Origin of the sequence: Nocardioides abyssi, from assembly GCF_030412915.1 — a bacterium.
Lineage (GTDB): Bacteria > Actinomycetota > Actinomycetes > Propionibacteriales > Nocardioidaceae > Nocardioides > Nocardioides abyssi.
The window spans coordinates 170,880-187,436 of the sequence record NZ_JAUHJR010000004.1; the positions used below are offsets into that span (position 1 = coordinate 170,880).

The 16,557-nt window shown below is 71.7% G+C and carries 14 protein-coding genes; 2 read left to right on the top strand and 12 right to left on the bottom strand.

Features of this window, described 5'->3' with window-relative positions; genetic code table 11:
- Nucleotides 1-79: 79 nt before the first annotated feature.
- From prcA to dop, 4 genes are read right to left on the bottom strand one after another with little or no spacing between them, the layout of a single operon-like run.
- Nucleotides 80-862: a proteasome subunit alpha gene (gene prcA, locus QWY29_RS11705; RefSeq protein WP_300961017.1), complete on the bottom strand. Its 783-nt coding sequence runs from the start codon at nt 860-862 to the stop codon at nt 80-82.
- On the bottom strand, nt 859-1,728 hold the full coding sequence (prcB, locus tag QWY29_RS11710) for a proteasome subunit beta (RefSeq protein ID WP_300961020.1): 870 nt from the start codon (nt 1,726-1,728) through the stop codon (nt 859-861). The genes prcA and prcB overlap by 4 nt, the downstream gene beginning before the upstream one ends.
- A 3-nt stretch (nt 1,729-1,731) precedes the next feature.
- Nucleotides 1,732-1,929 carry a ubiquitin-like protein Pup gene (locus tag QWY29_RS11715; RefSeq protein ID WP_300961022.1) on the bottom strand — a complete coding sequence of 66 codons (198 nt, stop codon included), beginning with the start codon at nt 1,927-1,929 and terminating at the stop codon, nt 1,732-1,734.
- A gap of 17 nt (nt 1,930-1,946) precedes the next feature.
- Nucleotides 1,947-3,455 carry a depupylase/deamidase Dop gene (gene dop / locus QWY29_RS11720; protein ID WP_300961024.1) on the bottom strand — a complete coding sequence of 503 codons (1,509 nt, stop codon included), beginning with the start codon at nt 3,453-3,455 and terminating at the stop codon, nt 1,947-1,949.
- Between the two features lie 40 nt (nt 3,456-3,495).
- Between dop and QWY29_RS11725 the strand changes: the two genes are divergently transcribed.
- Nucleotides 3,496-4,119 carry a class I SAM-dependent methyltransferase gene (locus QWY29_RS11725; protein ID WP_300961026.1) on the top strand — a complete coding sequence of 208 codons (624 nt, stop codon included), beginning with the start codon at nt 3,496-3,498 and terminating at the stop codon, nt 4,117-4,119.
- Between the two features lie 226 nt (nt 4,120-4,345).
- Here QWY29_RS11725 and arc read toward each other — a convergent pair whose 3' ends face one another.
- The 3 genes from arc to QWY29_RS11740 form a co-directional block, all read right to left on the bottom strand.
- On the bottom strand, nt 4,346-6,124 hold the full coding sequence (gene arc / locus QWY29_RS11730) for a proteasome ATPase (protein WP_300961028.1): 1,779 nt from the start codon (nt 6,122-6,124) through the stop codon (nt 4,346-4,348).
- Nucleotides 6,125-6,222: 98 nt separating this feature from the next.
- Nucleotides 6,223-7,182 (bottom strand): tRNA (adenine-N1)-methyltransferase, encoded by a 960-nt coding sequence (locus QWY29_RS11735; protein ID WP_300961031.1) that lies wholly within the window; start codon nt 7,180-7,182, stop codon nt 6,223-6,225.
- Between the two features lie 10 nt (nt 7,183-7,192).
- Entirely contained in the window at nt 7,193-8,371 is a 1,179-nt protein-coding gene (locus QWY29_RS11740) for a site-2 protease family protein (protein WP_300961033.1), read from the bottom strand.
- Nucleotides 8,372-8,433: 62 nt separating this feature from the next.
- Between QWY29_RS11740 and QWY29_RS11745 the strand changes: the two genes are divergently transcribed.
- The gene (locus QWY29_RS11745) at nt 8,434-9,411 is read left to right on the top strand and encodes a RecB family exonuclease (protein ID WP_300961036.1); all 978 of its coding nucleotides are present in this window, start codon (nt 8,434-8,436) and stop codon (nt 9,409-9,411) included.
- Here the strand turns inward: QWY29_RS11745 and QWY29_RS11750 are convergent.
- From QWY29_RS11750 to metH, 5 genes are all read right to left on the bottom strand, one after another.
- Nucleotides 9,408-10,034: a response regulator gene (locus QWY29_RS11750; protein ID WP_300961038.1), complete on the bottom strand. Its 627-nt coding sequence runs from the start codon at nt 10,032-10,034 to the stop codon at nt 9,408-9,410. The two genes, QWY29_RS11745 and QWY29_RS11750, sit on opposite strands and share 4 nt — an antisense overlap.
- On the bottom strand, nt 10,031-11,335 hold the full coding sequence (locus tag QWY29_RS11755; RefSeq protein ID WP_300961040.1) for a sensor histidine kinase: 1,305 nt from the start codon (nt 11,333-11,335) through the stop codon (nt 10,031-10,033). Before QWY29_RS11755 ends, QWY29_RS11750 begins: the two co-directional genes overlap by 4 nt.
- Before the next feature lie 87 nt (nt 11,336-11,422).
- Nucleotides 11,423-11,917, bottom strand: a complete 495-nt coding sequence (locus tag QWY29_RS11760) for a hypothetical protein (RefSeq protein WP_300961042.1) — start codon at nt 11,915-11,917, stop codon at nt 11,423-11,425.
- Nucleotides 11,918-12,035: 118 nt separating this feature from the next.
- On the bottom strand, nt 12,036-12,728 hold the full coding sequence (locus tag QWY29_RS11765; RefSeq protein ID WP_300961044.1) for an HAD family hydrolase: 693 nt from the start codon (nt 12,726-12,728) through the stop codon (nt 12,036-12,038).
- Nucleotides 12,728-16,408: a methionine synthase gene (gene metH / locus QWY29_RS11770; RefSeq protein ID WP_439117424.1), complete on the bottom strand. Its 3,681-nt coding sequence runs from the start codon at nt 16,406-16,408 to the stop codon at nt 12,728-12,730. The genes QWY29_RS11765 and metH overlap by 1 nt, the downstream gene beginning before the upstream one ends.
- Nucleotides 16,409-16,557: the final 149 nt, after the last annotated feature.

The following is a 16,557-nucleotide window of genomic DNA, read 5'->3' on the forward strand; positions in this document are numbered from 1 at the left end:
GCTCGCTGCTCGACCAGCGGGTGTCACCGGGTTTCGAGACAGGCGCTAGCGCGCCTTCCTCAACCAGCGGGTGGGTCGATCAGGAGATCGGCGGCGCCACGGGGGGCTCGGGGTCCGCGGCCGGGGGCTCCGGGTCGGGGTGGACCTGCGAGGGCGAGGTCTCGCCCCGGCCGCCGAGGAGCGTCTCGAGCCGGGCCGGCGCGAGCCGGGAGAACTTCCGCGGCTGGCTGCGGGTGCGGTCGAGCACGGCCACCTCGAGGTCGTCGACCGCGATGACGCGGTCCTCGGTCTCGGTGTGGCCGAGCGCGGCGACGGCCGTCTTCAGGGCCTCCTCGAGCGCGGCTCCGGAGCGGTAGTGCTCCTTGAGGTGGGCGGTGACCGCGTCGGCGGCGCCGCCCATGACGGCGTACCCGTGCTCGTCGGCGACCTGCCCGTCGTAGGTGAGCCGGTAGACCTGGTCCGCGGCGGCCTCGTCACCGATCTCGGCGACGAAGATCTCCACCTCGTAGGGCTTCTCGCCGCCGCTGGAGAAGATCGTGCCGAGCGTCTGGGCGTAGGCGTTGGCGAGCCCACGGCCGGTGACGTCGCGCCGGTCGTAGGCGTAGCCGCGCATGTCGGCGAGGCGGACCCCGGCGATGCGGAGGTTCTCGAACTCGTTGTAGCGCCCGACCGCCGCGAAGGCGATCCGGTCGTAGATCTCGGAGACCTTGTGCAGCGCCTGCGAGGGGTTCTCGGAGACGAACAGCACGCCGTCGGCGTACTGCACCGCGACGACGGACCGGCCCCGGGCGATGCCCTTGCGGGCGAAGTCGGCCCGGTCCTTCATCAGCTGCTCGGGCGAGACGTAGAACGGCGTGCTCATCGGGCGTCCCCTCCCGTGGTGGAGCCGGTGGTCGGGCCGGTCAACGGTGCGGCGGGTCCGTCGGGGCGGACCATGCGCCCGGCGACGACCCGGTCGGCGATCGCCGCGACGTCGTCGTCGGCCATCCGGCGCCCGCCGTCGGCGGTGATGACCTGCACGACCGGGAAGATCCGGCGCGCGAGGTCGGGGCCGCCGGTGGCGGAGTCGTCGTCGGCGGCGTCGTAGAGCGCCTGGACGACGACCGTCACGCAGTCCTCGGCGCTGAGGTCGTCGCGGTAGAGCTTCTTCAGCGCGCCGCGGGCGAAGAGCGAACCGGAGCCGACCGAGTGGAACGCGGTCTCCTCGTAGCGGCCGCCGGTGACGTCGTAGCTGAAGATCCGGCCCTGGTCGGCGGCGAGGTCGTAGCCGGCGAAGAGCGGCACGACCGCGAGGCCCTGCATCGCCATCCCGAGGTTGCCGCGGATGAGGGCGGCGAGGCGGTTGGCCTTGCCGTCCATCGACAGCGTCGTGCCCTCGATCTTCTCGTAGTGCTCGAGCTCGGTCTGGAACAGCCGGACCATCTCGACCGCGAGGCCCGCAGTGCCGGCGATGCCGACGGCGGAGAACTCGTCGGCCGGGAAGACCTTCTCGATGTCGCGCTGGGCGATGATGTTGCCCATCGTGGCGCGGCGGTCACCGGCCATCACGACGCCACCGGGGAAGGTCGCGGCGACGATGGTCGTGCCGTGCGGAGCCAGGTCGCCGGCGTTGCCCGGAGGCACCGCCCGGCGCGCCGGCAGCAGGTCGGGAGCCTGGGCGGCCAGGAAGTCGGCGAACGACGAGACGCCCGGCTGCAGGTAGGCAGCGGGCAGACGGGGATCGGACAAGGCCTACTGCCCGCCCTTCTGGATGAAGGACTTCACGAAGTCCTCGGCGTTGGTCTCCAGGACGTCGTCGATCTCGTCGAGGAGGTCGTCGACGTCGTTGTCCAGGGCTTCCTTGCGCTCGGCGACGTCGGTCTCCGGGGCGGTCTCAACGACCTCCTCGGTCTCCGAGGACCTCTTCGGCTGCTTCTGCTCCTGTGCCATGTCATCAACCTACTCAGTCAGCGGGTGAGTGCGGTGAACAAGTCCTCGGCCGTACGGCACCGGTCGATCAGGGCGCCGACCGACGCCTTCGTGCCGCGCAGCGGGTCGAGCGTCGGCACGCGCTGGAGCGACTCGCGACCGGGCAGGTCGAAGATCACCGAGTCCCAGGACGCGGCGGCGACGTGCTCGGCGTACTTCTCCAGGCAGCGACCGCGGAAGTAGGCGCGGGTGTCGACCGGCGGGTCGTGCATGGCGTCGTCGACCTCGGCCTGGCCGAGCAGCCGCTCGATCCGGCCGCTCGCGACCAGCTTGGCGTAGAGGCCCTTCTCGGGGCGGATGTCGGAGTACTGCAGGTCGATCAGCGCGAGCTTGGCGTCGTCCCAGTCCAGCCCGTCGCGGGAGCGGTAGGACTCCAGCAGCTGCAGCTTGGCCACCCAGTCCAGCTCGCGGGCGCACAGCATCGGGTCGCGCTCGAGCCGGTCCAGCACCGACTCCCAGCGGGCCAGCACGTCGACGGTCTGCGGGTCGGCGTCGGCGCCGTACCGGTCCTCGACGTACTTGCGGGCCAGGTCGAGGTACTCCAGCTGCAGCTGCACCCCGGTCAGCCGGCGGCCGTCGCGCAGCGTGACCGTCTGCCGCAACGTCGGGTCGTGGGACAGGGACCGCAGCGCGGAGACCGGCCCGTCGACGGACAGGTCCACGGTGATGAACCGGTCCTCGATCATCGCCAGCACCAGCGCGGTCGTGCCGACCTTGAGGTACGTCGACACCTCGGCGAGGTTGGCGTCGCCGATGATCACGTGGAGCCGGCGGTACTTCTCCGGGTCGGCGTGCGGCTCGTCGCGGGTGTTGATGATCGGGCGCTTCAGCGTCGTCTCGAGGCCGACCTCGACCTCGAAGAAGTCCGAGCGCTGGCTGATCTGGTAGCCGGTCTCCCGGCCGTCCTGCCCGATGCCGACGCGGCCGGCGCCGGTGACGACCTGGCGGCTGACGAAGAATGGCGTGAGGTGCTTGACGATCTCCGCGAACGGCGTGGACCGGCGCATCAGGTAGTTCTCGTGCGCCCCGTAGGACGCCCCCTTGCCGTCGGTGTTGTTCTTGTAGAGCGCGATCGGCGCGCCACCCGGCAGCAGCGCGGCCCGGCGCTGCGCGTCGAGCATCACCTGCTCCCCCGCCTTGTCCCAGCGCACGATGTCCAGCGGCGTGGTCACCTCGGGCGTGGAGTACTCCGGGTGGGCGTGGTCGACGTAGAGCCGCGCCCCGTTGGTGAGGATGACGTTGGCCAGCCCGAGGTCCTCGTCGGTGAGCTGGCTGGGGTCGGCCACCTGGCGCGACATGTCGAAGCCGCGGGCGTCGCGCAGCGGCGACTCCTCCTCGAAGTCCCACCGTGCCCGGCGGGCCTTGGCGGTCGCCGACGCGTAGGCGTTGACCACCTGCGAGGAGGCGACCATCGGGTTGGCCAGCGGCTGGCCGGTGACCGAGATGCCGTACTCGACCTCGGTGCCCATCACTCGGCGGACGCTCATGTCCCCGAGCCTACGGGGACGGCGGGCTTACGCTGGGCGGATGGGTCTGTGGACCGAGCGGGTCGTCCCCCACCTCACCGACCGCGCGCTGGCCGGCGAGGAGGTCACCGCGCTGCGCGGGGCCGCCTGCACGGGGCTCGCCGGGCGGGTGCTGGAGATCGGGTTCGGCAGCGGGGCGAACCTGCCCTGCTACCCGCCCGAGGTGGTCGCCGTCGACGCGGTCGAGCCCTCCGACCTGGCCTGGCGGATGTCGGCCGACCGGCGGGCGGCGGCCCGGGTGCCGGTGCGGCGGACCGGCCTCGACGGCCAGCGGCTCGACGCCGACGACGCGGCGTACGACGCCGTGCTGTCGACGTTCACGCTCTGCACCATCCCCGACCCCGCGCTCGCGCTGGCCGAGGTACGCCGCGTGCTGCGCCCCGGCGGGTCGTTCCACTTCCTCGAGCACGGCCTGGCGCCGGACGCGCGGGTGGCCACCTGGCAACGCCGGCTCGACCCGGTGCAGCGCACGGTGTGCGGCGGTTGCCACCTGAGCCGCGACGTCCCGGCCCTGGTCGCCGCCGCAGGCCTGGTCGTCGAGGACCTCGAGGAGTCCGACCTCCCCGGGCCGGCCGTCTCCCGGCCGTGGACGCACGGCTTCGTCGGGCGCGCCGTGGCGAGATGACCACTGGCCGGGCACCGGGCGACGATCGTCGGCCCGGTGCCCGGCCAGCGGGCGGAGCGGTCGTGCCTCAGCGGCGGCGGAGCACCATCGAGGCGACGTAGAGGATCGCGAGCACGACGAGGACGATCAGCAGGATCTTGAGCACAGGGGTCTCCTTTGTCCGGGCGGCCTCGGGGGTGGCCGCCGCGCCGGGACCGTTACCCGCAACGGCCCCGGCGTGAACGCCTCAGAGGTACTGGCCCGTGTTGGCGACGGTGTCGATGGACCGGCCGGGCTCGGTGCCCTGCTTGCCGCTGATGAGGGTGCGGATGAAGACGATCCGCTCCCCCTTCTTGCCCGAGATCCGCGCCCAGTCGTCGGGGTTGGTGGTGTTGGGGAGGTCCTCGTTCTCCTTGAACTCGTCGACGCACGCCTGCAGCAGGTGGGCGACCCGGAGGCCGCGCTGCTGCTGGTCGAGGAAGTCCTTGATGGCCATCTTCTTCGCGCGGTCGACGATGTTCTGGATCATCGCGCCGGAGTTGAAGTCCTTGAAGTACAGGACCTCCTTGTCGCCGTTGGCGTAGGTGACCTCGAGGAAGCGGTTCTCCTCGGTCTCGGCGTACATCCGCTCGACGGTCGCCCGGATCATGCCGGCGACGGTGGCCTCGCGGTCCCCCCCGAACTCCGCCAGGTCGTCGGCGTGCAGCGGCAGGTCGGGGGTGAGGTACTTGGAGAAGATGTCGCGCGCGGACTCGGCGTCCGGGCGCTCGATCTTGATCTTCACGTCCAGGCGGCCGGGGCGCAGGATCGCGGGGTCGATCATGTCCTCGCGGTTGGAGGCGCCGATGACCAGGACGTTCTCCAGGAGCTCGACGCCGTCGATCTCGCTGAGCAGCTGCGGGACGATGGTGTTCTCCACGTCGGAGGAGACACCGGAGCCGCGGGTGCGGAACAGGGAGTCCATCTCGTCGAAGAACACGATGACCGGCGTGCCGGTGCTGGCCTTCTCGCGGGCCCGCTGGAAGACCAGGCGGATGTGGCGCTCGGTCTCGCCGACGTACTTGTTGAGCAGCTCGGGGCCCTTGATGTTGAGGAAGTAGGACTTGACCTCCTGGCCCGTCCCGTCGGTCCCGTGCCGCGCGGCGACCTTCTTGGCCAGAGAGTTGGCCACCGCCTTGGCGATCAGCGTCTTGCCGCAGCCGGGAGGGCCGTAGAGCAGCACGCCCTTGGGGGGCTTGAGCTGGTGCTCGCGGAAGAGCTCGGGATAGAGGTACGGCAGCTCGACCGCGTCCTGGATCTGCTCGATCTGGCCGCCGAGGCCGCCGATCGACTCGTAGGCGATGTCGGGGACCTCCTCGAGGACGAGCTCCTCGACCTCCGACTTCGGGACCTTCTCGTAGACGTAGCCGGCGCGGGAGTCGAGCAGCAGGCTGTCTCCGGCCCGGATGGTCTCGCCGCGCAGCGGCTCGGCCAGGCGGACGACGCGCTCCTCGTCGGCGTTGGCGATGACCAGGGCGCGCTCGCCGTCGGCGAGCACCTCCTTGAACATCACGACCTCGCCGACCTGCTCGAACTCGAGCGCGGCGACGACGTTGAGCGCCTCGTTGAGCATGACCTCCTGGCCACGGCTCAGCGTGTCGAGGTCGACGGTGGGGCTGACGTTGACGCGCAGCTTGCGACCACCGGTGAAGACGTCGACCGAGTCGTCCTCGTTGCGGGCCAGGAAGGTGCCGAAGCCGGCCGGCGGCTGGGCGAGCCGGTCGACCTCCTCCTTGAGCTTCATGATCTGGTCGCGCGCCTCGCGCAGGGTGCTGGCGAGTCGCTCGTTCTGCGACGTGACGGCAGCGAGCGAGCGCTGGGCGTCGGCGAGCCGGAGCTCCAGGCCACGGTGGTGCGAGGGCGAGTCGCTCAGCCGGCGGCGGAGGTCGGTCACCTCGGCCTCCAGGAACCGGACGTGGCTCGCGAGCTCCTCGGGGCTGGGACCGTCCTGAGCGCGGCTGCCCGAGCTGGGGATGTCGGATGTCATCGGCGCACCTCCTCGTGGTGAGCGACCCTACCCGCGGATCCCGAGGACGGAAGGGGGCGAATCGCCGCGAGGGTCACGATTCGGACGCGGTGCGCGCGTCAGTCCTCCGCGGGGGTCTCCTCGACCGGCACGCCCGGGGGCCGCGGGCCCTGGTAGTCGGGTCCGTAGGCACCCGGCGCGGGGCGGCGCTTCTTCAGCGGCGGTCGCTGACCGGGGGCCATCCGGCGCGCGGTCACCAGGAACGCCGTGTGGCCGATCATCTTGTGACCGGGCCGGACCGCGAGGCCCTCGACGTGCCAGTCGCGCACGAGCGACTCCCACGGCTGCGGCTCGGTGAACCCGCCGTGGAGCCGCACGGTCTCGACGAACCGCGAGAGCTGGGTGGTCGTGGCGACGTACGCGCACACGATCCCGCCGGGGACCAGGGCGTCCGCGGCGGCGTCGAGGCACTCCCAGGGCGCGAGCATGTCGAGGATGATCCGGTCGCAGCGCTCGCCGGAGGCCGGCAGCGCCTCGGCGAGGTCGCCGAGGGTGAGCTGCCAGGCGGGGTGGGTCTGCCCGTCGGGGGCGCCGAAGAACTGGGTGACGTTCTTGCGGGCGACCTCGGCGAACTCCTCGCGCCGCTCGTAGGAGGAGACCTTGCCGAACGGGCCGACAGCGCGCAGCAGCGAGCAGGTCAGGGCGCCGGACCCGACGCCGGCCTCGACGACGTGCGCGCCGGGGAAGATGTCGGCCATCGCGACGATCTGCGCGGCGTCCTTGGGGTAGACGACCGCGGCACCGCGGGGCATCGAGACGACGAACTCCGAGAGCAGCGGCCGGAACACGAGGTACTCGCCGCCGGCCGAGGAGGTGACGGTGAAGCCCTCCTCGCGGCCGATCAGCTCGTCGTGCTCGAGGTGGCCGCGGTTGGAGAAGAAGCGCTTGCCGGGGACCAGCTCGAAGTTGTGCCGGCGGCCCTTCTGGTCGGTCAGCCGCACCCACTCCCCCTCGCGGAGGGGTCCGCGGTGGACCCCCGACCAGGCGTCACGGCTCACGTCGGGCAGGGCGTCGGACATGCGCGGAACCCTAGTGGCGACCCTCGCGGAACGCGCGATCGACGTCGGCGGTGACCAGGACGCCGTAGACACGGTCGTCCTCGAGCAGGAGGTACTCGGTGGCGGGCGTGCGGCTGATCGCGCGCACCAGCTCCTCGCCGGCGAGGCCCACCGGGAGGCGCAGCCCCGGCTCGATGGTGCGGGCGACGGTGGACGTCGCCAGCCAGGGGCGGCGCTCCTCCGGGGTCGCGAGCAGGGCGGCCTCGTTGACCAGGCCGAGCGGGCTGCCGTCGGTGTCGACGGTGACCAGGCTGCCCGCGTGGGCGTCCTGGGCGCGACGGACCGCCTCGGCCAGCGGCAGGTCGGCCGGCACCGCGAGCGTGCGGCGAGCGAGGTCGCGCGCGACCAGGTGCGGGAGCCGTCGGCGCACCCGGGCCGAGGTGATCGCCGCGGTCGCCCCGGTCCACAGGAAGAGGCCGACGACGAACGCGAGCAGGAAGTCGAGCAGCTCGGCGCGGACGCCGAGGAGCGGCTCGAGCGCGAGCGGCCAGAGCAGCACCAGCACGGCCGTGACGCGGCCGCCCCAGCCCGCGGCGATCGTGCCGCGGTGGGGGTCCTTGGTCGCGCCCCACACGGCCGCCTTGAGCACCCGGCCGCCGTCCAGCGGGAGGCCCGGGACGAGGTTCAGGACGCCGACGAGGAGGTTGGCGATCGCCAGGCCCTCCACCGCGAGGCGCAGCAGGCCGTCGGGCGTGACGAACCACAGACCGAACGCCGCCGCGCCGACCGCCAGCGAAGTCAGCGGGCCGACCACGGCGATCGCGAACTCCTGCTTCGGCTTGGTCGTCTCTGCCTCGATCGCGGTCATGCCGCCGAGGAAGTGCAGCGTGATCGAGCTGATCGGGTAGCCGTAGCGCTGGGCCATCACCGCGTGCGAGGCCTCGTGGAGCAGCACCGAGAGGTAGAGGACGACCGCGAACGCCAGCCCGGCGACGTACTTCAGCGCGCCGAGGCCCGGCTCGACCTGCTCCACCCGGGGCGCGATGACCACGGCGATGAGCGCGGCCACGATGAACCACGATGACGACACGAGGACGTCGGCTCCGGCGATGGTGCCGACCTTGAAGGTGCCGGGCGGGCGGCGCGCGGGACCGGTCGGGCGGCTGTCTCGGGTGGCCCGGCCGTCGCCGGGAGGTTCGGGGTCGGCCACCACCTCAGCGTATCGGGGCGGTCACGACGCGACTGTCCGTGGGCTCGCCTAGGGTCTCGCCCATGAGCGTGCAGCAGGCCCCGTCACCCGCCGAGTGGGTCTCGACGCCCGTCGACGGCGTCGAGGTGCTCGGCGCGCTCTCCCCGAGTCGCGCGGGCGACTTCCTGACCTGCCCGCTGCTCTACCGGTTCCGCACCGTCGACCGCCTGCCCGAGCCGCCGTCGCCGGACCAGGTGCGCGGCACCGTGGTGCACAAGGTGCTGGAGGACCTCTTCGACCTGCCCGCGGTCGAGCGGACGCCCGAGCAGGCCCACGCCATGCTCGAGCCGGCGTGGGAGCGGCTGCGCGCGGAGTGCCCCGACGTGGCGGAGATGCTCGGCGAGGACGGCCCGGACCTCACCCGCTGGCTCGCGTCGTGCGCGACGGTGCTGGAGCGCTACTTCACCCTCGAGGACCCCCAGCGCCTGGAGCCGGCCGAGCGCGAGCTGTACGTCGAGAGCCTCCTGGACTCCAAGCTCCTGCTGCGCGGATTCGTCGACCGGGTCGACGTCGCACCGGACGGTTCGATCCGCATCGTCGACTACAAGACCGGGCGCTCGCCGGCCGCGGGGTTCGAGGCGCGCGCGCTGTTCCAGATGAAGTTCTACGCCCTCGTCGTGTGGCGCACCCGCGGGGTCGTGCCCGCGGTCCTCCAGCTGGTCTATCTCGGCAACGGCGAGATCCTGCGCTACCGCCCCGACGAGCAGGACCTGCTCGCGACCGAGCGCAAGGTCGAGGCGATCTGGCGGGCGATCCGGTCGGCCGAGGAGACCGGTGACTGGCGACCGCGGCGCAGCCGCCTGTGCGACTGGTGCCAGCACCGGTCGCTCTGCCCGGAGTGGGGCGGCACTCCTCCCCCGCTGCCCGAGCCCGTCGTGCGCGACGCCGGCGTCGGTGGGGTGGCCGTCGGGGATGCCGTCGTCAGCGAGACGGCTGTCGGTGATGTCGTTGTCAGTGACTCTGCCGCGGCCGTGGATCCTGGGGCGCCGTCCGGCGCCTAGAGCCCGTTGCGCTCCGCCCACAGGGCCGCCTGGGTGCGGTCGACGACGCCGATCCGGGCGAAGGCCGACGTGAGGTGCGCCTTGACCGTCCGCTCGCTGATGTCGAGCCGGCGAGCGATCTGCTTGTTGGCGAGCCCCTCGCGGACCAGGCCCAGCACCTCGGTCTCCCGGCTGGTCAGCTGCACCTGCGGCGGCGCGGACCGCACGCCGAGCAGCGCACGCGCCGCCCGGGGGTGGATCGGCGACTCGCCCCGGCTGACCGACCGGATCCCGGCGAGCACGTCGTCGGGGTCGGCGTCCTTGAGCAGGTAACCGACGGCGCCGGCGTCGAGCGCGCCGACGATCCGCTCGCTGTCGGAGTAGGAGGTCAGCACCAGCACGTCCGAGCGCAGCCCGGCGGCCTTGATGTTGCGGGTGGCGGTCACGCCGTCGACGCCGGGCATCTGGAGGTCCATCAGCACCACGTCGGGGTCGGTCTCGCGGACGACCTCGAGGGCGCGCTCGCCGTTCTCGGCCTGGCCGACGACCTCGATGTCGTCGGTGCCGGCCAGGAGCTGCGCCATGCCGGCGCGGATGACGGCGTGGTCGTCCACCAGGACCACGCGGATCGGCGTGCTGCTCACTGCTGGGCCACCTCCATCCGGACGGTCGTGCCGGCGCCGGGCGCGGAGATCACGTCGATCTCCCCACCGATGTCCTTGACCAGGCTGCGCAGGCCCTTGAGACCGTAGCGGTCGGGGCCGGAGACCGCGGGGTCGAAGCCGATCCCGTCGTCGACCACCTCGAGCCGCAGCCGGCTGTCCACGCTGCGCACGGTGACCGCCACGGTCGTCGCCTGCGAGTGGCGCAGCGCGTTGCGCACCGCCTCCTGGGCGACGCGCCAGACCAGGGCGACGGCCGCGTCCGAGGCCCCGTCGACCCCGCTGACGTCGACCGACGCCTGGATGCCCGCGTTGGTGGCGGGCGCGACGAGGTCGCCGAGGGCCGGCTCCAGCCCGTCGGCGTGGAGGTCCGGCGGGTGGATCTCGGCCAGGAGGGAGCGCAGCGCGCGCAGGCTGTCGCGGAGGTTGTCGCCCGCGCCGTCCAGGGTCGCGCGCGCCTGCTCGGGGACCGCCGGGTCGCGGGACAGGGCCGTGACGGAGAACGTCGTGCCGGCGATGTCCTGCACCACGCCGTCGTGCAGGTCGCGGGCGATGCGTCGCCGCTCGGCGTCGGAGGCGTCGACCGCGTGCACCAGCAGGCGCTCGCGCTCCTCGCCGGCCCGGGTCAGGCGGCGGGTTAGGAGCCAGAGGATCGGGGTGACGATGACGAGCAGCCCGGCCAGGGAGGCGATGGTGATCCACCGGAACGGCAGCAGGATCTCGCCACGTCGCTCCTGGATCCGGTTCAGGGAGTAGTAGACCTCGAAGAGGAGCCGTTGCCCTCGAACTTCGACCGGCGTGTACACACGCACGAGGTCCTCTTCTGCCAAGCCCACCTCGGGGTACACCGGCCCTCTCGGGCCGGAGTTCTCCGGGTCGTTGGGGTTCGCGATCTCATAACCGGTACCGCCCTCACGGAGGACGCGTCGACGGTCAGGGCCGATCTCGAAGGACTGGCTGGCGATGCCGCCCTGGTTGGAGTAGAGCAGGTAGCCGTCCTCGAGCCACATGTTGAAACGGACCGCTAGGGGGTTCTGCACGTCCAGCGCCTTGACGAGCGTGCGCCTGGCGAACTGCAGGAAGAGGTCGGAACCGCGCGGTGTGCCCTGCAGTATTCGATCTTTCGCGTCCTCGAGTGCCGGTTCGACGACGGACCTCGCCAGCACCTCGGTGGTGTTCCGCGCCTCGGCGATCGCCTCGTCCTCGGCGACGCTACGCGCGATGGCGTTCGTGCTCGCGATGATGACGACCATCGTCACGACGGCGAACAGCACGAATTGCACGACCGGACTGCGCAGGATCCGCACCACGCCACCTCTCGCTACGCGCCGGACGGCGCGCGCACAGGATAGGCAGCCGCCTGGCCGGCGTCAGACCGTGGCCTGGACCTTGCAGGCCTCGCCGGTCTTGTCGTTCTGCGCACGGAAGAGCACGTCGTCCGCACCGCTGAGGTCGAGCATGAAGCGGACGATGCGGAAGGACCGGTCCGCGTCCTTGGCCTTGACCTCGCCCATGAACGAGAAGTCACCGTTGTGCTTGAACTTCCAGGACCACACGTCGTCGTCGTCGCTGAAGACCACGCCGACGACCTCGATCTCGGCGTTGCTCATGACTGTAGTGCGCAGCTTGACCTTGCTGCTGCCCTGGCAGTTGCCCCACGCACTGTCCTGGGTGTCCTTCAGCCGCTTGGCCGGAAGGCCGTCGGCCCCGGGCGTCGGGATGAGGCCGTCGGCGACGACGGTGCTCTGGACGGGGGTCCCGTCCTCCGCAGCCCCGCCATCACTCGCCACCGCCGGAGCGGGAACGAGGGCCGCTGCACCCAGCACGAGGCCGAGCACGATGGCGGGACTGCGACGGACGAACATGTGGACCTCTCCCAGGCGCTGGGAGTCCAGCGCCCCCGAAGCAGGCACCATCCTGGCGTGGCCGGCGGGCACCTCGCCATTGCCCGGAGGTACTAGGACCACGAAGGCCTACGCGGGCTCAGCGTGCGGCGGGGATGGTCACGCGCCGGCCCGACCGGGCGGCGTGCCAGACGGCGTCCAGGTCGAGCCCGGCGAGGGAGGAGGCGAACGAGCGCCGCTCCCCCGGCGGCACGGCGACGTGGTTGGGGACGACGAGCACCTCACAGCCGGCGGCCCCCGCCGACGTCGCTCCCGTCGCAGAGTCCTCGACCGCCAGGCAGTCGGCGGGGTCGACGCCCAGCCGTGCGGCGGCGGTGAGGTACGGCTCGGGGTGGGGCTTGCCGTGGGTCACGCGGTCCCCGGTCACGACCACCCCGAACGTGCCCTCGGGCAGCTGCTCGAGGATCGGCTCGACGAAGCGGGTCCACGACATCGTCACCAGCGCGCACGGCACGCCGGCCTCCGCCAGGGCGACCAGCTGCTCGCGCGCACCCGGGCACCACGGCACGCTGCGGCGTACCCGCTCCACGACGCCGTCGAGCAGCAGCTCCACGATCTCCTCGGGCGGCAGGTCGAGCGGCATGTGCTCTCGGATGTAGCGGGCCGAGACGAGCAGGTCGTTGCCGACCAGCGCGAGCGCGTGCTCCTGCGACCAGCTGCCGCCGAAGCGCTCGGCGAGCGCGAACTCCGTCTCGATCCAGTACGGCTCGGTGTCGACGAGCGTGCCGTCCATGTCCCACAGCACGGCTGCGGGACGCGTGGGGCCGCCCATCAGTCCTCCGGGTCGTAGCCGAGGTTCGGCGAGAGCCAGCGCTCGGCCTCGGCGAGCGTCCATCCCTTGCGCTCGGCGTACGCCGCCACCTGGTCGCGGCCGAGCCGGCCGACGACGAAGTACTGCGACTGCGGGTGGCTGTAGTAGATCCCGGAGACCGAGGCCCCGGGCCACATCGCCATCGACTCGGTGAGCTGGATCCCGGTGCCGGCCTCCACGTCGAGGAGGTCCCAGATGGTCTGCTTCTCGGTGTGGTCGGGGCACGCGGGGTATCCCGGTGCGGGCCGGATGCCGGCGTACCGCTCGGCGATGAGGTCCTCGTTGGTCAGCGCCTCGGCCGGCTCGTAGCCCCACAGCTCGGTGCGCACCCGCTCGTGGAGCCGCTCGGCGAACGCCTCGGCGAGCCGGTCGGCGAGCGCCTCGAGGAGGATCGCGCTGTAGTCGTCGAGGTCCGCGCGGAACTGCTGCACCCGCTCGGGCAGCCCGATCCCGGCCGTCACCGCGAACGCGCCGACGTGGTCGGCGAGACCGGTGTCGACGGGGGCGATGTAGTCGGCGAGCGACCGGTTGGGGATGCCCGCGCGGTGCTCGCCCTGCTGGCGCAGCTGGTGCAGCACCGTGCGGCGGCTGCGCCGCTCGTCGTCGTCCCACACCACGACGTCGTCGCTCTCGGCGTTGGCCGGGAAGAAGCCGTAGACCCCGCGGGCGGTGACCCACTTCTCCTCGACCATCCGGTCGAGCATGGCCTGCGCGTCGTCGTACAGCTTGCGGGCGGTCTCGCCGGTGGTGGGGTTGTTGAGGATGTCGGGGAACTTCCCCTTCATCTCCCAGGCGTTGAAGAACGGCTGCCAGTCGATGTAGGCCCGCAGCTCGGAGAGGTCGTAGTCGTCGAGCACGTGCACGCCGGCCTGCTTGGGTGCGGGCGGCACGTAGCCCTCCCAGTCCATCGGCGTCGCGTTGGCGCACGCGTCGGCGTAGGTCAGCTGGGGCCGGTCCTGCTTGGTCGCGTGGCGCGCACGGAGCGAGTCGTAGTCGGCCTTGAGGTCGGCGAGCAGCCCCACGCGGCGCTCGGGGTGGAGCAGCGAGGCGACGGTCGGCACCGACCGCGAGGCGTCCTTGACCCAGACGACCGGGGCGTCGTAGCGCGGGTCCACCTTGACCGCGGTGTGGGCGCGCGAGGTGGTCGCGCCACCGATGAGCAGCGGGATCTTCAGGCCCAGCCGCTGCATCTCGGTCGCGACGGAGACCATCTCGTCGAGCGACGGGGTGATCAGCCCGGAGAGCCCGATGACGTCCGCGCCGACCTCGGCGGCGGTGTCGAGGATCTTCTGCGCCGGCACCATCACCCCGAGGTCGATGACCTCGAAGTTGTTGCACTGCAGCACCACGCCGACGATGTTCTTGCCGATGTCGTGGACGTCGCCCTTGACGGTGGCCATGACGATGGTGCCGTTGGTGTCCTTGGCGGTCGCGAGCTCGGGGTTGTCGAGCTTCTCCTGCTCGATGAACGGGATGAGGTAGGCGACGGCCTTCTTCATGACCCGCGCCGACTTCACCACCTGCGGCAGGAACATCTTGCCGGCGCCGAAGAGGTCGCCGACGACGTCCATCCCGGACATCAGCGGCCCCTCGATCACCTCGATCGGGCGGCCGCCGCGGGCCGCGATCTCCTGGCGGAGCTCCTCGGTGTCGGCCTCCACGTGGGTGTCGAGGCCCTTGACCAGCGCGTGGGTGATCCGCTCGCCGACCGGCAGCGAGCGCCACTCCTCGGCGGTCGCCTCCGCGGCCTCGCCCTTGCGGTTGTGCGACTCGGCGATCTCGAGCAGCCGCTCGGCGGCGTCGGGACGCCGGTTGAGCACGACGTCCTCGATCCGCTCGCGCAGCTCCGGCTCGACCTGGTCGTAGACCACCAGCGCGCCCGCGTTGACGATGCCCATGTCGAGCCCGGCGCGGATGGCGTGGAAGAGGAAGACCGCGTGGATCGCCTCGCGCACCGGGTTGTTGCCGCGGAAGGAGAAGCTGACGTTGGAGATGCCGCCGGAGACCTTCGCGCCGGGGAGGTTCTCCTTGATCCAGCGGGTGGCCTCGATGAAGTCCAGGCCGTACGACGCGTGCTCCTCGATGCCCGTCGCGACGGCGAAGACGTTCGGGTCGAAGATGATGTCCTCGGCCGGGAAGCCGACCTCGTCGACGAGGATCCGGTAGGCCCGCCCGCAGATGGCCTTGCGGCGCTCGAGGTCGTCGGCCTGCCCGTCCTCGTCGAAGGCCATGACGACCGCGGCGGCGCCGTACTTGCGGCACAGCCGGGCGTGGGCGCGGAACGACTCCTCGCCCTCCTTCATCGAGATCGAGTTGACGATCGCCTTGCCCTGCACGTTCTTCAGCCCGGCCTCGATCACCTCGAACTTCGAGGAGTCCACCATGACCGGCACGCGGCTGATGTCGGGCTCGCTGGCCACCAGCTTGGTGAAGCGGTCCATCGCGGCGACGCCGTCAATCATCCCCTCGTCCATGTTGATGTCGATGACCTGCGCGCCGTTCTCGACCTGCTGCGCGGCGACCGACAGGGCGGTGTCGTAGTCGCCGTCCTTGATCAGCGTGCGGAAGCGGGCCGAGCCGGTGATGTTGGTGCGCTCGCCGACGTTCACGAACAACGAGTCCTCGTCGATCGTGAACGGCTCGAGGCCCGAGAGCCGCATGGCCGGGCGGGCGGTCGGCACCTCTCGCGGGGTCGCCTGCTCGACGGCCCCGGCGATCGCGCCGATGTGGGCGGGGGTGGTGCCGCAGCAGCCCCCGACGAGGTTGACGAAGCCGGCCTCGGCGAACTCGCGGACGACGGCGGCGGTCTCCTCCGCGGCCTCGTCGTACTCGCCGAACGCGTTGGGCAAGCCCGCGTTGGGGTAGCAGCTCACGAACGTGTCCGCGACCCGGCTGAGCTCGGCGATGTAGGGGCGCATCTCCTTCGCGCCGAGCGCGCAGTTGAGGCCGACCGCGAGCGGACGGGCGTGGCGCACGGAGTTCCAGAACGCCTCGGTCGTCTGCCCCGACAGGGTGCGGCCCGAGGCGTCGGTGATCGTGCCGGAGATGATGACCGGCCACCGGCGGCCGAGGTCCTCGAAGAGCGTCTCGAGGGCGAAGATCGCGGCCTTGGCGTTGAGGGTGTCGAAGATCGTCTCGACCACGAGCAGGTCCGCGCCGCCGTCGACGAGGCCGCGGGCGGCGGTGGTGTACGCCGCCACGAGCTGGTCGTAGGTCACGTTGCGGGTGGCCGGGTCGTTGACGTCGGGCGAGATTGAGGCCGTGCGCGTGGTCGGACCGAGCGCGCCGGCGACGTACCGCGGCTTGTCGGGGGTCTCGACGGCGTCGCACGCCCGGCGGGCCAGGCGGGCGGACTCCAGGTTGAGCTCGTAGGCGAGCTCCTCCATGCCGTAGTCGCCGAGCGAGATCGCGTTGGCGTTGAAGGTGTTGGTCTCCAGCACGTCGGCCCCGGCCTCGAGGTACTCGCGGTGGATGGCCTCGATGATCTGCGGCTGGGTGATCGTGAGCAGGTCGTTGTTGCCGACGACGTCGCTGGGCCAGTCGGCGAACCGCTCACCGCGGTAGCCGGCCTCGTCGGGACGGTCACGCTGGATCGCGGTGCCCATGGCGCCGTCGATCACCATGACCCGTTCCCGCAGCATCGCGGTCAGCGCCTCGGTGGCGTCGGGTCGGTGGTTCGGCGGTGCAAGATCGGGCACGCCAGCTCCTTCCGGGCAGGGGCGTCCAGCGTAGGAAGAGCGTCCGAGTGCTGGACAGGGTTCTCAGATCGTGGCACCGGGCGTCGCGACCG

Bases quoted from the DNA above. Each gene is read 5' to 3' on its own strand.
- prcA (WP_300961017.1), bottom strand. From the start codon at position 862: ATGAGCACGCCGTTCTACGTCTCGCCCGAGCAGCTGATGAAGGACCGG.
- QWY29_RS11715 (WP_300961022.1), bottom strand. From the start codon at position 1,929: ATGGCACAGGAGCAGAAGCAGCCGAAGAGGTCCTCGGAGACCGAGGAG.
- dop (WP_300961024.1), bottom strand. From the start codon at position 3,455: ATGAGCGTCCGCCGAGTGATGGGCACCGAGGTCGAGTACGGCATCTCG.
- QWY29_RS11725 (WP_300961026.1), top strand. From the start codon at position 3,496: ATGGGTCTGTGGACCGAGCGGGTCGTCCCCCACCTCACCGACCGCGCG.
- arc (WP_300961028.1), bottom strand. From the start codon at position 6,124: ATGACATCCGACATCCCCAGCTCGGGCAGCCGCGCTCAGGACGGTCCC.
- QWY29_RS11735 (WP_300961031.1), bottom strand. From the start codon at position 7,182: ATGTCCGACGCCCTGCCCGACGTGAGCCGTGACGCCTGGTCGGGGGTC.
- QWY29_RS11745 (WP_300961036.1), top strand. From the start codon at position 8,434: ATGAGCGTGCAGCAGGCCCCGTCACCCGCCGAGTGGGTCTCGACGCCC.
- QWY29_RS11760 (WP_300961042.1), bottom strand. From the start codon at position 11,917: ATGTTCGTCCGTCGCAGTCCCGCCATCGTGCTCGGCCTCGTGCTGGGT.
- QWY29_RS11765 (WP_300961044.1), bottom strand. From the start codon at position 12,728: ATGGGCGGCCCCACGCGTCCCGCAGCCGTGCTGTGGGACATGGACGGC.
- metH (WP_439117424.1), bottom strand. From the start codon at position 16,408: ATGCTGCGGGAACGGGTCATGGTGATCGACGGCGCCATGGGCACCGCG.